The organism is Pseudomonas citrullilanati (assembly GCF_030580855.1).
GTDB lineage: Bacteria > Pseudomonadota > Gammaproteobacteria > Pseudomonadales > Pseudomonadaceae > Aquipseudomonas > Aquipseudomonas citrulli.
Genome location: NZ_JAUQOP010000031.1, coordinates 62,691 through 76,723, shown reverse-complemented (window position 1 = coordinate 76,723; position 14,033 = coordinate 62,691). Strand labels below are relative to the sequence as shown.

The 14,033-nt window shown below is 65.2% G+C and carries 12 protein-coding genes; 2 read left to right on the top strand and 10 right to left on the bottom strand.

All coding sequences use genetic code 11. The annotated features are described in order from the left end of the window. Positions 1 to 170 precede the first annotated feature (170 nt). From Q6A48_RS19285 to tssB, 10 genes are all read right to left on the bottom strand, one after another. A complete protein-coding gene (locus tag Q6A48_RS19285; protein ID WP_304555818.1) occupies positions 171 to 713 on the bottom strand; it encodes a toxin-antitoxin system YwqK family antitoxin in 543 nt (180 codons plus the stop codon). Between the two features lie 13 nt (positions 714 to 726). After that, the gene (gene tssI, locus Q6A48_RS19280; RefSeq protein ID WP_304555817.1) at positions 727 to 2,736 is read right to left on the bottom strand and encodes a type VI secretion system tip protein TssI/VgrG; all 2,010 of its coding nucleotides are present in this window, start codon (positions 2,734 to 2,736) and stop codon (positions 727 to 729) included. A 35-nt stretch (positions 2,737 to 2,771) separates the two neighbouring features. Next, complete coding sequence (locus Q6A48_RS19275) at positions 2,772 to 3,341, bottom strand: hypothetical protein (protein WP_304555816.1); 570 nt, start codon at positions 3,339 to 3,341, stop codon at positions 2,772 to 2,774. Between the two features lie 56 nt (positions 3,342 to 3,397). Further along, positions 3,398 to 5,941 carry a type VI secretion system ATPase TssH gene (gene tssH / locus Q6A48_RS19270; protein ID WP_304555815.1) on the bottom strand — a complete coding sequence of 848 codons (2,544 nt, stop codon included), beginning with the start codon at positions 5,939 to 5,941 and terminating at the stop codon, positions 3,398 to 3,400. 1 nt (position 5,942) lies between these two features. Then, positions 5,943 to 6,968 carry a type VI secretion system baseplate subunit TssG gene (gene tssG, locus Q6A48_RS19265; RefSeq protein WP_304555814.1) on the bottom strand — a complete coding sequence of 342 codons (1,026 nt, stop codon included), beginning with the start codon at positions 6,966 to 6,968 and terminating at the stop codon, positions 5,943 to 5,945. Next, entirely contained in the window at positions 6,932 to 8,722 is a 1,791-nt protein-coding gene (gene tssF / locus Q6A48_RS19260) for a type VI secretion system baseplate subunit TssF (RefSeq protein WP_304555813.1), read from the bottom strand. Before tssF ends, tssG begins: the two co-directional genes overlap by 37 nt. Beyond that, the gene (gene tssE, locus Q6A48_RS19255; protein WP_304555812.1) at positions 8,706 to 9,149 is read right to left on the bottom strand and encodes a type VI secretion system baseplate subunit TssE; all 444 of its coding nucleotides are present in this window, start codon (positions 9,147 to 9,149) and stop codon (positions 8,706 to 8,708) included. The genes tssF and tssE overlap by 17 nt, the downstream gene beginning before the upstream one ends. A gap of 12 nt (positions 9,150 to 9,161) precedes the next feature. Beyond that, a complete protein-coding gene (locus tag Q6A48_RS19250; RefSeq protein ID WP_024776584.1) occupies positions 9,162 to 9,659 on the bottom strand; it encodes an Hcp family type VI secretion system effector in 498 nt (165 codons plus the stop codon). A 232-nt stretch (positions 9,660 to 9,891) separates the two neighbouring features. Then, positions 9,892 to 11,373: a type VI secretion system contractile sheath large subunit gene (gene tssC, locus Q6A48_RS19245; protein WP_304555810.1), complete on the bottom strand. Its 1,482-nt coding sequence runs from the start codon at positions 11,371 to 11,373 to the stop codon at positions 9,892 to 9,894. A 30-nt stretch (positions 11,374 to 11,403) separates the two neighbouring features. Continuing rightward, a complete protein-coding gene (gene tssB / locus Q6A48_RS19240; protein ID WP_304555809.1) occupies positions 11,404 to 11,964 on the bottom strand; it encodes a type VI secretion system contractile sheath small subunit in 561 nt (186 codons plus the stop codon). A gap of 223 nt (positions 11,965 to 12,187) precedes the next feature. Here tssB and Q6A48_RS19235 point away from each other — a divergent pair, with 223 nt between their 5' ends. Next, positions 12,188 to 12,640: a type VI secretion protein gene (locus tag Q6A48_RS19235; RefSeq protein ID WP_304555808.1), complete on the top strand. Its 453-nt coding sequence runs from the start codon at positions 12,188 to 12,190 to the stop codon at positions 12,638 to 12,640. A 47-nt stretch (positions 12,641 to 12,687) separates the two neighbouring features. Continuing rightward, the gene (tssK, locus tag Q6A48_RS19230; RefSeq protein WP_304555807.1) at positions 12,688 to 14,019 is read left to right on the top strand and encodes a type VI secretion system baseplate subunit TssK; all 1,332 of its coding nucleotides are present in this window, start codon (positions 12,688 to 12,690) and stop codon (positions 14,017 to 14,019) included. Positions 14,020 to 14,033 lie beyond the last annotated feature (14 nt).

Genomic DNA, 14,033 nt, shown 5'->3' with positions numbered 1-14,033 from the left:
GGCGGGCGCGCGGGGGGGGGGGGGGGGGGTGGGGGGGGGCGCCGCGCCCGCCCCCCCCCCCCCCCCCCCCCCCCCCCCCCCCCCCACAAGGGCATTCCACAGCAGGATCTCGTTCAATCTCGATTCCCACATTTGCAGCACCGCCACACTGTTTTGAGACGGACGCCCGGCTACGCCTGCGCCGGATCATTCCAGCGCCGCCACCACCAACGAAGCCGGGAGATGGGTTTGCCTTCGGCATCCAGTGGGCGGCCGTCTTCGGCGTAGGCGTGGGCTGGTTCCACCAGTTGGCCATTGAGATAGCGGGCCTCGACGGCGGGGTTGCCGTTGGCGTGCAGGCGGCGGTAGCGGCCATCGCGCACGCCGTCGCGATAGAACTCGGCTTCGGCCAGTTGCCCATCGGGGAAATAGTTGTTCGCTTCGCCGTGGAGCAAGCCGGCGCGGTACGTGGCCTGGCGCTGCAGGCCGCCCTCGGCCGCGTGGAAGCTCGCCACGCCATGCAACTTGCCGTTCACGAAGGGCAGCACCGCCGAGACCTTGCCGTTGGGGTGGTACAACGTACTGGTGCCTTGCAGTTCACCTTGGCGGTAGTTGAGTATCGCTTGCGGGCGCCGGGCTTCTTCGATCCGCAGCGGGCCGTCGAGGCGCCCGTCTACCCATTGACCGTCCAGTTGGCTGTCGCCACGTTCCAGGTCGAGTTTTTTCGAGGCCATCGGCGCGTTCCCCTCAGTTGACCTTCACCAGGCCGCCCTTGATGGTCAGCATGCCGCCACCGTCCACGGTCTGTTCGGCGGCGGCCTTGTTCACCAGACTGATGCCGGCGTCGTTGGTCAGGGTGGTGCCGGCCTTGTTTTCCAGCGATGTACCGGCCTGGTTGCTCAAGGCCGTGCCGGCCTTCTGGCTGATGGAGGTGCTGGCCTGGGCCGCCAGGTCGGCGCCGCTCTTGATGGCGAAGCTGCCGCCGCTTTGCAGGGTCAGGGTGCCGCTGACCTTGATGGTCAGGTTGCCGTCCACCGTCAGGTCGTAGTTGCCGGTGACCGTGTGCGTGTAGTTGCCGCCGGTGCTGTGGGTCTGGTCCGAGCCGACGGTGACGGTGCGGGTGTCTTTCACATCGAGGCTGTCGCTGCCGGTCTGGATGGTCACGCTGCGCTTGCCTTTCTCCAGGGTCACCGTCTCGTCGCCGTCCTTGACCGTGCGGGTGCGGGCGTTTTGCACCGTGAGGGTCTCGTCGTGGCCGACGGTGGCGGTGGTGTCGTTGAGCACGTTGATATTGAAGTCTTTCTGGGCCTGGAGAAACACCTCCTCGGCGTCCTTCTTGTCTTCGAAGCGCAACTCGTTGAAACCGCCGCCGCCCTTGGACGACTGGGTCTTGATCCCGGACTGGGTCTGGTTCGCCGGCAGCGCATAGGGCAGGGCGTTGTCGCCGTTGTAGACGCAGCCGGTCACCAGTGGGCGATCCGGGTCGCCGTCGATGAAGGTGACGATGACTTCCTGGCCGATGCGCGGCACGAATTGCATGCCAAAGCCCTTGCCGCTCCAGGGCAACACCACGCGTACCCAGCAGGATGAGGTTTCGTCGTGCTTGCCGGTGCGGTCCCAGGGAAACTGCAATTTGATGCGGCCGTATTCGTCGGTCCAGATTTCCTCGCCGGCCTTGCCCACCACCCGTGCGGTCTGGGTGTGCATGCGCGGTTTCGGCGTGAGGCGGTTAGGCCGATACGTCGTGGCCTTGGGGATCGCTTCGAAGCGATTGCGATAGTGCTCATGACTGGCTTCGTGGCTGACCGAGGTCACCACCCAATCGATGTTCAGCGTCGTGTCTTCATGGCCGGCGAGGGTGAACCAATACCCCGGCACCAGCCAACGGCAATCGCTTTCGCCGACGAAGCGCTTTTGCTGGCTGCGCAGGCCATCGACTCGCTGCTTGGTCAGCGCGTCGCCCTGGGCCTTGGCGGTGTAGCTGCCCGGATGCTCGTACATCGAGCTCGGGCCGGCCACGGCTTCGGCCTGGCTGAAGAGCGAAGTCGTCGGCGTGGTGAATTCATAATCGGTGGCCTGGTAAACGCCGCTCACGGCTTGCAGGCACACCTGGCCCGAGCGGATGCCGTGCAGTTCCCGGTCCCCCATTTTCTGCCCGAGATAATTCACCGTCGGGCCATTGGGAATGGGCATGAAGGCGTCGTTGCTGTCGGCCAGGACCAGCGTGTGCTTGCCGGCTTCATGGCTGAAGAACCAGAAAATCCCGTCTTCCTCCAACAGGCGCGAGACGAAGGCCAGGTCGGTTTCGCCGTACTGCACGCAGTACTCGCGGGGGGTGTAGCTGCCGGTGAGCTTGAGCTGGAAGTCGGTGAAGCCATGGGCCTTGAAAATCGTGGTGACGATGTCCGACGTGGCGAGGTTCTGGAACACCCGGTTGTTGCTGGCCAGGCTCAACCACCAGAGCCAGGGCCGGAGCAGCAGTTGATAACGTTCGGCGGTGGCGTCGGCGGGGAGCTGGCGGATCTCGGCGACGAGCCAGTCCATTGGGCGCAGCAAGGCGTCCTTGTGCAGCGTGGTAGTGACGTGGCTGGCGACCGCCGTCGTGAGGTCCAGCGAAGCGCCGTCGTTGATGCCGTTGAGCATGTGCGAGCCCAATGCATTGAGGCTTTCTTCGCCCGACAGCGATTCAGGATACAACGCCGACAGTGTGGCGGCGGTGAGTGATAGCGTGGTGTTGCTGTCGGTGGAGCGGGGCATTGGAAGACCTCAAGACCTCAAGAAAAACGCAGGCGTCAGCTGTAATGAGTGGTGATGAAATTGTACGGCGCGCTTAATTCGTTCGATCGACTGATAGGAAGGCCATGAGGGTACGTGTCTATGTTGCAGAGATAAGCGGTAAAGGACCCCTCGGCGTCGAAGACCCATGAATCACCACGGTTCAGTGTCTTGTCCAGCAACTCACGATTTTTCTGGCTTGTAGCGACGACAACGACCCAGCGATTATCAGCCTTGAACCCATGGAGCTTATTGACATCCCGGGTGATGGATTCCTGAAGGTTCGCACCGCCGAAATCTCCGTTTGTGCTTTCCACCTTGATCTCCACTGCATAACTCTTTCCCAGAAGAACGAAATAGAAATCCACCTTCTCTGCGTTGTAAGGCCAGGGGTAACTGATCTCCCTGACCTTGGCAGTGATACCGTAGCCACGTTGGAGGTGGTAGGAAATCTCAACTTGGGCGGCGCTTTCCCATGGGCCGTTCGAAGTCCAGCTTTTATTGAACTGGCTGGGTGTGCCGGAGAAGTCTTGCGGATGGACGCCAGCCGCTTGCAAGACAACGTTTAAAAATTCTTCTTCCGTCATGATGCCTGTCTCCGCTGAGTAAAAAGCTGTTGTAAAAGCCGGTCGGTTTAGCAGTATTACTCCAACACCCACTCCGCCAACTTCCCCGTCACCTGCGTCATCAACACATTCTCGACATCCCGCGCACCCGCCGCGCTGCACTTGGCCAACACGGCCTTGACGATTCCGGCGTCGAATTCGAACTGCTTGCCCGTCGCGGCCTTGTAGCGCCCACGCAGTTTCTCCAGTTTCGCTAGCACGATCCCTTCCAGCGTTGTTTCATCCAGCGGCCGATAGGCGACCACGGTCATGCGCGCCAGGAACGCCGGGCGAAACGCTTGCAGCAGCACTTTGTGCAAGGCTTCGTTGAAGGCGTCGCTGCCCAGTTGCGCGGCGGGCGTGTCCAGCAGCAGTTCGGCGCCGACATTGCTGGTGGCGAGCATCACGGTGTTCTTGAAGTCCACCACCAGGCCGGTGCCGTCCTCCATCAGGCCCTTGTCGAAGACGTTGTAGAAGGCTTCGAGCACATCCGGGTGGGCCTTCTCGATTTCGTCCAGCAGCACAACCGAATAGGGTTTGCGCCGCACCGCTTCGGTGAGCACGCCACCGCTGCCGTAGCCGACGTAGCCGGGCGGGGCGCCCTTGAGCTGGCTGACGGTGTGGGCTTCCTGGTACTCGGAAAGGTTGATGCTGATCAGGTTACGTTCACCGCCGTACAGGGCGTCGGCCAGGGCGTAGGCGGTTTCGGTCTTGCCCACGCCGGTGGGGCCCACCAGCAGGAACACGCCCACCGGTTTCTGCGGGTCGGTGAGGCCGGCGCGGTAGGCTTGCAGGCGCTGGGCGATGGTGTTGAGCGCGGTGCTTTGGCCCATGACCCGCTGGCCCATGCGCTGGCCCAAGGTGCGCACGGCGTGGGCTTCGTCGGCGAGCATCTTGCCCACGGGGATGCCGGTCCAGCCGGCGATCACGGCGGCGACGGTCTTGCTGTCCACCTGTTCGGGCACCAGCGGATCGTCCTGGCGAATGGCGTCGAGACCGGCTTCCAGGCGCAGCAGTTCGGCGGCCAGGTGGTCGATGCGGTTATCGACTTCGGTGTCGGGTTTTTCACTGTCGGCGCGTTCGCTCAGGGCGAGCAGTTCGCGCCGGGTGTCGAGCAGTTCGCGCACCGCTTCGCGCTCTTCGCCCCAACGGGTTTCCAACTCGCGGATGGCTTGCACATTGCTGGTCGATTCGCCTTCCAGCAGGGTGATGCGTTCGCGATGGTCCAGCCCTGTGGCCTGTTCCCGGCGCAGGCGCTCGACCTCGTCCCGGAGGCTGTTCTGCCGATGGCGCAGGCTTTCCAGGGGCGGCGGCACATCGTGCTGGCCGAGGGCGACCCGGGCGCAGGCGGTGTCGAGCACGCTGATGGCCTTGTCCGGCAATTGGCGTCCGGAAATGTAGCGGTGGGACAGTTTCACTGCTTCGTGGATGGCCGCGTCCAGCACCTGCACGCCGTGGTGCTGTTCCAGTTTGCTGGCCACGCCACGGAGCATTTCCACGGCGGTGGGTTCGTCCGGCTCCTCGACCTGCACCAACTGGAAGCGCCGGGCCAGGGCCGGGTCCTTCTCGAAGTATTTCTTGTACTCCAGCCAGGTGGTGGCGGCCAGGGTCCGCAGCTCGCCCCGGGCCAGGGCCGGCTTGAGCAGGTTGGCCGCGTCGCTGCCGCCTTCGGCGCCCCCGGCGCCGATCAGGGTGTGGGCTTCGTCGATGAACAGGATGATCGGTTTCTCGGCGCTGCGGACCGCGTCGATCACGCCCTTGAGGCGCTGTTCGAACTCGCCCTTGACGCCCGCGCCGGCCTGCAACAGGCCCAGGTCGAGTACGCGCAGGGTGACTTCCTGCAACGACGGCGGCACGTCCCCAGCGGCGATGCGCAGGGCCAGGCCTTCGACCACGGCTGTTTTGCCGACACCGGGCGAGCCCACCAGGATCGGGTTGTTCTGCCGGCGCCTGAGCAGGATGTCGATGCACTGGCGGATCTCGCCGTCGCGGCCGACGATGGGATCGATGCGCCCGGCGCGGGCGTCGGCGGTCAGGTCCTGGGTGTACTGGTCGAGCACCGGATCCTCTTTTTGCGGCGCCTCGCCGGGCTTGGCCGTACGAACGCCGCCGGTATGCTCGCGGGAGCTTTCGGTCCACTCCAGTAGGTGAGCGCGCAGGGCGTCCCGGGGGATGCGCAGCAACGACGACGCGCTGTTGAGCAGCAGGCCGCGGCGCTCATCGCGGTCCAACAGGGCCAGCAGCAACAGCCCGGAACGAATGCTGTCCAGGCCCAGCACGCTGGCCTGGACCACCGCGTCTTCCAACAGGCCGATGGTCTGTGCCGACAGGGCGGGGGTGCGGGTGCTGCCGGATTTGAACAGGTCCAGGGCCTTGTTGGTTTCCGCCGCCACCGCATCGCGTTCCAGGCCGAAGCGCGGCAGCAGGCAGGCGAAATCGCCGCCTTCGATGTCCAGCAACTCCAGCAGCAGGTGCTCGATTTCCACGTAGTGATGACTGCGTTGCAGGCAGCGCTGCGCGGCCCGTTCCAGGGCGCGGCGATTGTCCGGGTTGAGGCGTCCGATCAGGCTGGCCAGTTCCATTTCAGGCGATCTCCGGCTGACGAAGGCGGGTTTCGATGCGTTGCACGGCGAGGCTCGGCTGGCGTTGCAGGCCACCGTTCCAGCTCAAGCGTGGCGGCGCCTGGCGGCCCAGTTGCAGCGGGCCGGCGCCACGGACCAGCAGCACCAGGGTGCAGTCCAGGTCGGGGCCGAAATACAAGGCATACAGGCTGGCGAGCAGCGGATGGGTTTCGCCATTGGGCAACAGTCCACTGGCCTGGGCGGCGGTCAACGGGCCGAGGGTCAGGCGCACCCCGGCATGTTCGTCCCAGACCCGGGTGCCGGCCACCGCGCTGTGGCCCAGGCGCAGGTTGCGCCCGCCCGCTTGCAGGCGGCTGCGACTGGCCGCCGGTATTTCCCGCCAGCCCCCTTCATAGGCGGTCAACTCCACCGGCAGCGCGAACTGCTCACGCACAATCGCCGCGAACCCGGCCAGGGAGCGGCGGCCATCGGCATACAGCGCGGTGCACGCCAATACCGCCGAGTCGGGCGCGGCCTGGCGCTCTTGCAGCGCCTTGGGCAGCAGCCCGGTCAGCGCGCGCAATTGCCCCTGGACGGCGGACGCCGAAGGGGGCGTGAAGCCCAGGGCGATGCGGTGCTTGCGCATCACCTTGTACAGCAGGCTGAGCAAGCGGTGCTGGAACAGGTCGAGAAACTCCCCGGGGGCATGGTCCCGCGCGCGTGCCCGTTGCTGTAGCCATTCCTGGTACGCGTAGGGCAACGGACCGTCCGGGCCGCCGAGGCCGAAGATCGGCGTGGTCAGGGTCGGCATTGCCCCGGCTTCCTGGTCCAGGCGCTCGACTTCGCTGGCGGCGAACAGCGGCGTCAGGGGGCCGCGCAGGCGCAGCGCTTCGGCGTGGGGGGCGGTGCCGCTGCCGAGGGTCTCGGCCTGGGGATGCTCGCGCTCAAGCACCAGCAAGGCTTGCAGCCATTCGAAGCGTTGTGGGTCGCGACGCAGGCGTTGGCTCAGGTTCAGAGCGTCAGGGGTTTGCCGGCTTGGGGTTGCCATGTCTTCACCTCCTTGTCGGACTGGACCAGCACCGTGCGCACGAAGCGGTTGGCGGTGGCGTAGAGGGAAAAGAATTGCGCCAGCACCCCGGAGAACAGCACGGCGCTGCTGCCGACGAAATGCTGCGGGTCCAGTTGCAGGCGCACTTCCAGGCCGTTGCGCCAACCCCGCCAGGCATCCTCGCCGACGTGGGCGATGACCCGCTCACAGCCGAGCCCCAGCACGCCTTGGATCTGGCGCCGGGCAATGGCCTCGTCGCGCAGGTTGTGCAGTTCGAGGATCTCGCGCAGGGCATCGAGCGCCTGGGGGCCTTCGACCAGGGACAAATGGTTGAGGGTCAGCTGCGACACCAGCCGCCAGCGCGACTCGCCGTCCAGGCGCGGCAGGCTCTGGGGGCTGGGCGGGTTGCGCAGGCGGGCCCAGGCCACCGGTCCCGGGCGCTCGAAACCCAGCGGGGTGCCGGCCGACAGGCTCTGGGCCAGGTGGCGGTTGGTGCAGAGCAACTCGGCGGTGAGGCTGTAGTCGCGGGTTTCGGCCAACGGGTCGAACCGAGTGTCCACCAGGCTGACCAGCAGGTCGGTGCCCAGCCGGTTCGGGCTCATGCCACTGACTCGCCGCGCGTGCCAGTAGCACGACGGGTCATTGCCGTGCTGGCTGCCGTAATAGGCCGGCACCTTGTGCACGCCCTGGCCGGAACTGGCGCGCATGCCACGGATGCTGTGGATCTCGACGCTGTTCTCCCGGTGACTGTCGGCCACCAGGCGATATTCGCTGCGGGTGCCGTCCGGGCGCAGTGGCTCCGAAGTCCTGGGGAACAGGTTGATCACCGGGGTGCAGCCGAGGGCGATGTCGCTGGCCTGGAGCGGCAAGCGGCTGGCCGGGGCGCGATCGAACACGATGTAGAGATACAGGGACGCGCCGTCACTGGTCGCCCCCGCCAGCGGCAGGTCGAAGAAGCCGAATTTGTCGGGAAAGGCGAAGTACTCGGCCAGCAGGCGCATGCCCGGGTGCACGCCGTCCTCGTCTGGCAGCAAGGCCTGGTCGCTGTCGAAACCGACGATCCGCGGCAGCCCGGCCAGCGGTTCCGGGACGCTGCCTGGCGGCCCGGCGAGGACCTTGACCGCGTGGGCGCCCAGCAGGTCATAGAGCCAGGCGTTGATGATCGGCGAGGCGGCCAGGTGCACCCGCAGGTGCTCGATCCCCAGCGTCGACCACTGGCTTTCACCCAGGCAACGCAGGTTCAGGCGCAGGGCCGAGCGGGCCTGCACCACCCCGGTCAGTGCCTGGGCCTCGTCGCTGCCCAGCAGCAGCGCTTCGCTGATTTCCAGCGGCCACAGGTGCACGGCGGCGGTCGTGCGAAAGTGAATGCTCTGGCCCTGGTCGGTGGTGACGAACAGCGGCGTGTCGCGAGGCAGCGGGTAGCCCTCGTCGAGGTTGCCCTTGCTCGGGTCGGGTTCGAACTGGACGATGGCGCACGACGGCAACGGGCGCATGGCCAACGGGTAGAGCTGTTCGAGGAGGGCGTCGCTGAATTCGGCGTAGTCGTCGTCCAGTCGGCGTTGCAGGCGTGCGGCCAATAGCGCGAAGCCTTCCAGCAGCCGCTCGACGTGGGGGTCCGGGCATTCGCCGGGCGACAGCTCCAGGCGCCGGGCGACCTTGGGGTAGCGTTCGGCGAAGAGGCTCCCGGCGTGGCGCAGCCAGGTCAGTTCGCGCTGGTAATAGTCCAGCAGTTGCGGGTCAATCGAGTCGCTCATGGCGTACCTCAAGGCCGTCGCCGGCGGGCTCGATCACAAAGGCCACCGGCCAGGCGTGCTGATCGCCGCGCAGCTCGCCCGATAGCCGGATGGACAATCGCTGCGGATGACCGGGCACCGGGCTCACCTGCACTTCGTCCAGGCGCAGGCGCGGTTCGAAGTGGCTGACGGCCTGGCGGATTTCCCGGGTCAGTTGGCGCCGGTCATCGCTGCGCTGTTGTTGCAGGGCGGTCCAGTCGGCGATGCCGTAGTCGAGGATGCTCGGCGGCTCGGTCAGCGCCCGTGGCCCGCGTCGGGTGTTGAACAGGCGCAGCAGTTCGGTGTGGACCGAGTCCTGCAACGCCTGGCGGTCGAACGCCCGGCCCGTGTCGTCCGCCGGGCTGGCCAGGCGTTCGAACAGCGGCGGGCGAAACCCGAAGCCAGCCATGGCGCGGCCTCCTTACTTGGTCATTTTGTTGGCTGCCAGGTCCCAGGTCGTGCCCGCCGTGCCTTCCTTGGTGCCGTCGTCTTTCTGGGCGGTGAGTTCCCATTTGATCTTGGTGAAATTCAACGACAGGGTTTCCACCGGCTTGCCGCCGGTGCCGCCACTGACACTGACGTTGGACAGCACGACGTTGGTGAGGGTGTAGACGATGAACGGCATGATCTTGCCGCTGCCTTCGGCGGCGTTGCGGCCAATGGTGATGACCGCTTGCGGGATCGGCTTGCCGGCGCAGCAGTACTCGTTGAGCGAGGGCGTGGAGCTGTCGATGAACTTGGTCAGGGTGAACTCACCGATGTGCGGCCGCCCGGAGGTGCGCTCCGAGTTGCTGACGTCGTTGGTGACCTGCATGGCCACGTTGTGGCTGTAGGACATGACCTCGATCTTGTCCGTGAAACCCTCCAGCAGGCTGTCGCCCTTGATGTCGCCGCCGAGGTCGAGAATGATCGCATCCATTGTGTGGAACTCCTGAAAAGTAGATATACCGATCCGTTAAAGGCGAACGCCGAACCTGTGGCGAGGGGATTTATCCCCGCTGGGGCGCGAAGCGGCCCTAAACACCGGCAACCCGGTATGTCAGGCTGATTGAGTGGACTGCTTAGGGGCTGCTGCGCAGCCCAGCGGGGCGGTGCGACGTTTCGCTAAATCCCCTCGCCACAGTAGGTTCTCTCGCCACAGGTTTCGTTGGTCAGGCCGCTACCGGTGGCGGCAAGGTCGCCACCAGGCGAATCGACGCGGTCAGTTCCTCAAGCTGGAAGTGCGGCCGCAGGAACACCGTGGCCCTGTAGGCCCCGGGCTTGCCGGGCACTTCCGTGACGTCCACCCGCGCCTCGCGCAACGGGTACTGCGCCTTGATTTCCTGCGGCGCGTTGTCGTTGATCAGGACATAGTCGGCGATCCAGTTGTTGAGGTAGGTCTGTACGTTGTCGCGGGTCATGAAGCTGCCGACCTTGTCGCGCATGATCACCTTCAGGTAGTGGGCGAAGCGCGAGGCGGCCAGCACGTACGGCAGCATCGCCGAGATGCGCGCATTGGCGTTGGCCTCGTTGGTGTTGTAGACCTTGGCCTTGTTGGTGGTCTGGCCACCGAAGAACACCGCCACGTCGCTGTTTTTCTTGTGGCACAGGGAAATGAAACCGAGGTCGTTGAGTTCTTTTTCACGGCGGTCGGTGATCGCCACCTCGGTCGGGCACTTGAGCGACAGGTCGCCGGAGCTGGTGCGGAAGGTGTGGGCCGGCAGGCCTTCCACCGCGCCGCCGCCCTCGGCGCCGCGGATCGCCGCGCACCAGCCGTACTTGGCGAAGGCCTCGGTGATGCGTTGCGACAGCGCCCAGGCGGCGTTGCCCCACAGGTACTTGCTGTGGTCGGTGCCATTGACGTCTTCGACGTAGTTGATGCCTTCCACCGGCAGGGTGTCGGGGCCATAAGGCAGGCGCAGGAGGAAGTGCGGCAGCACCAATGAGACGTAGCGCGAGTCCTCGCTTTCACGGAACGAGCGCCACTTGATCAGTTCCTGGCTTTCGAAAATCTTCGACAGGTCCCGGGGCACGGCCAGCTCGGTGAAGCTGGTCATGTCGAACAGGCGGGGGCTGGCGGCGGCAATGAACGGCGCATGGGCCGCCGCCGCGACGTTCGAGAGTTTTTCCAGCAGGCCGATGTCCTGCGGGTGCCGGCCAAAGGTGTAGTCACCCACCAGCAGGCTGAACGGGTGGCCGCCGAAGGTGCCGTATTCTTCCTCGTAGATTTTCTTGAACAGCGCGCTCTGGTCGAACTCGACGGCTTTCTCCAGGTCGTTCTGCAATTCCTTCTGGGTCACGTTGAGCAGGCGCAGCTTGAGCCGGCTGCTGGTTTCGGTGTTCTGCACCAGCAGGTGCAGGCCGCGCCAGGAGGCTTCGAGTTTCTGCAGGTCGGGGTGGTGCAGCACTTCGTTGAGCTGGGCGCTGATCAACTGGTCGATCTGGCTGATGCGGTCGTTGATCATAGCCACGGTGTCCTTGTCGATGGCCATGCCTTCGTCGAGGACCTGGGTAGCGAATTCGGCCAGCATGTCGCGGGCATAGTCTTGCTGGCTGTCGTCGTGGGCCATGCGGCCTTCGGCGATGATCTTGTCCAGCAGGGACAGGGTCTGGGTCGTGCTCTCGCTGGTTTGAGCGCTGGATGAAGCAGGCATGGCTTTATCTCCCTTCAATGATGAGCGCGATCAGGCTTGTGGCTCGGCGGGGGCCGGGTCATCGTTGGCGGCCACGGCGGGCAGGTCCGGCGATGCGTCCTGGGGCCGCGCCGACTTGATCTCCTGCAGGCCCTCGGTGTTGGCGATCACGTCGCGCAGCAATTTGTCCAGGTCGTCGTTGCCATCGAGCTTGGTCAGCAGGTCGCGCAGGCGCTGGCGGGCTTCGAACAGGCGGCGCAACGGGGTGACCTGCTCCACGACCTTGACCGGGTCGAAGTCGTCGATGTGGCGAAAGTTGAGTTCGATGTTGAGCTTGCTGTCGTCGCCGCTGAGAGTGTTGTTCACCTGCAAGGTGGCGCGCGGGGAGATGGAGGCGAGCACCTCGTTGAAATTGTCCCGGTCGATCTCGGTGAAGCGCCGCTCGTTGAGCTTGGGCAGCGGCTCCAATGGCTTGCCCGAGAGATCGGCCAGGATGCCGACCACCAGGGGCAATTCCTTTTTCTCGATGGCGTTGCCGATTTCCACGTCATAGGTGATCTGGACGCGGGGAGGACGAACTCTATCAAGCTTGTGCTGGGTACTTTCTGCCATGGCGGCCGTCTCCGATGCATGTGGGGCGCAATGCATCGGGAGGCCCGCTCATCGCAATCCCTTGCTGATCCGCAGGTTGCAAATGAAGGGCAGAAAACCTGTCATTCCCTTGACGAACCTGGTGCATTCGACCGTGCTGGTCGAACTATCCAAGACGCTAGAACAGGTCTATAAAAATGCAAGCAAAAACAATTTTTGACCGCTGAGAAAAGGAAGATTCATTTTGCGTGTCTTTTTTTCCGGATTTTTTTTGAGCCTGCTGCTCACCGGTTGCTCGCTCTTTGCCCCCAGCGTCGACCTGGACAGCCTGACCCTGGACGTCGCTTCCGGCGCCAATGACAACACGCCGATCGCCGTGGATTTCATCGCCGTCGAGGACCCGGACCTGCTCAAGCAGCTGTCGGGGATCACCGCCAGCCAATGGTTTTCCGAGCGCGAACAGTTCCAGCGCGACTATCGCCAGCGCATGGCGGTATGGGGGCTGGAGCTGGTGCCGGGGCAATTCATCGACCATCAACCCTTCCCCCTGGAGGGCCGGCGCGCCGCTGGACTTTTGGTCTTCGCCAGCTATAACACTCCCGGAGCCCACCGGCTTCGGCTGGACGACCAGCGCACGGCCTGGCTGAAGTTCGAAAGTCGTGAAATGACACTGGTCGATGCCGACCAGCCTGAGTGACCGCGGGCCGCCCCGGGCGGCGACATTGAGACGTCGAAGGGAGTCGTATGAGTCTGTTACCTGACGCGGTGTGCTGGCATGAGGGCATGCAACTGTTGCCCCAGCATTTCCAGTTGCAAGGGTTGCGCGCCGAGGCCCTGGCCGCGCATTTCGCCGGGGCCTGCAACCCGTGGTTCTGGGGTGTCAGCCAACTGGAAGTCGACCCCTCGGCCCTTGGCGCCGGCCAGGTGCGGCTGTTGCAACTGCAAGGCACCTTGCCCGATGGTCTGCCGATCAACCTGCAGGCCGGGGTCGGGCCCACACTGGAGCTGGACATCAACGAAGCGGTCAGCAAGACCGACGATGCCACCGTGACCGTGTATCTGGCGGTCAGCCCCCTCTGGCGCGCCGGGCAACTGCTGCCGCTCAAGGGCCGCCTGCAATCGATGGTTGGCGAGGCGTTGCCGGACCTCACCAGCGGGGAGTTTCCCGAGTCGATCACCGTCTGGCGGCCCAACCCCCGGTTGTGCACGCAGTTGAGCCGGGCCGATTCGATCTGCCTGCCGCTGTTGCGCATTCGCAAGGAGGGCGGTGGCTTCTGGCGCGTGCCCTACACGCCACCGGCACCGGTCCTGTTGCCGGAATCGCCGCTGGGCCGACGCATCGTCGGGCTGTGTGCCCGGGCCCGGGAAAAGTGCATGTTCCTCGCCGGCCGGTTGCGCCAGGCCCAGGCCGCCGGCAACCAGGACGATGCCATGGAGATCCGCCGGCAATTGACGGCGCTGTGGGCCCGGTTGCCGGAAGTCGAAGGGGCGCTGAACACCCGGGTGGCGACGCCGCAATCGCTCTACGGCCTGCTGCTGGGACTGGCCGGCGCCTGGTCGGCCCTCGATCCGCTGGCCGGCGTGCCGGCCTTCGCGCCACTGGACTTCCTCGAATTGCAGCGTGGCTATGAGCCGGTGCTCGACTGGCTGGAAACCACCCTGGAGTTGATCCGCGCCGGCTACCGCAGCCTGGCCTTCGAGCACCATGAACACGTGTTCTCGATCCTGCTGCCCGATGACCAGCCGACGCAACGCCTGGTGATCGGCCTGCGCATGCCCAACGGCGCCAGCGAGCAGGCAGCGGGCGAATGGCTGCGCGGGGCGATCATCGCGTCCGCGCCCCATGTGCCGCTGTTGAGTCGACAGCGCATGAGCGGGCTGCCCCACCAGGCCATGAGTCGCAATGAACAGGTTGCCTACAGCGTCGGCGACGACACCCGCCTGTTCGTGGTGCAAGCCAGCGGGCCATGGTTCGACGGGCAGTTGCCGCTGCACATCGTCGCGCCGGCGTCGGCCCAGGCCAGCAGCCCGTGGCAAGTGGTGTTGTTCGTGGCGCAAACCGGTGAGAGTGCCTGATCGCAAGAGGGGAG

What these genes read in the sequence shown, in the direction of transcription:
- Q6A48_RS19285 (WP_304555818.1), bottom strand. Translation starts at nt 713, where the DNA reads ATGGCCTCGAAAAAACTCGACCTGGAACGTGGCGACAGCCAACTGGAC.
- tssI (WP_304555817.1), bottom strand. Translation starts at nt 2,736, where the DNA reads ATGCCCCGCTCCACCGACAGCAACACCACGCTATCACTCACCGCCGCC.
- Q6A48_RS19275 (WP_304555816.1), bottom strand. Translation starts at nt 3,341, where the DNA reads ATGACGGAAGAAGAATTTTTAAACGTTGTCTTGCAAGCGGCTGGCGTC.
- tssH (WP_304555815.1), bottom strand. Translation starts at nt 5,941, where the DNA reads ATGGAACTGGCCAGCCTGATCGGACGCCTCAACCCGGACAATCGCCGC.
- tssG (WP_304555814.1), bottom strand. Translation starts at nt 6,968, where the DNA reads ATGGCAACCCCAAGCCGGCAAACCCCTGACGCTCTGAACCTGAGCCAA.
- tssF (WP_304555813.1), bottom strand. Translation starts at nt 8,722, where the DNA reads ATGAGCGACTCGATTGACCCGCAACTGCTGGACTATTACCAGCGCGAA.
- tssE (WP_304555812.1), bottom strand. Translation starts at nt 9,149, where the DNA reads ATGGCTGGCTTCGGGTTTCGCCCGCCGCTGTTCGAACGCCTGGCCAGC.
- Q6A48_RS19250 (WP_024776584.1), bottom strand. Translation starts at nt 9,659, where the DNA reads ATGGATGCGATCATTCTCGACCTCGGCGGCGACATCAAGGGCGACAGC.
- tssC (WP_304555810.1), bottom strand. Translation starts at nt 11,373, where the DNA reads ATGCCTGCTTCATCCAGCGCTCAAACCAGCGAGAGCACGACCCAGACC.
- tssB (WP_304555809.1), bottom strand. Translation starts at nt 11,964, where the DNA reads ATGGCAGAAAGTACCCAGCACAAGCTTGATAGAGTTCGTCCTCCCCGC.
- tssK (WP_304555807.1), top strand. Translation starts at nt 12,688, where the DNA reads ATGAGTCTGTTACCTGACGCGGTGTGCTGGCATGAGGGCATGCAACTG.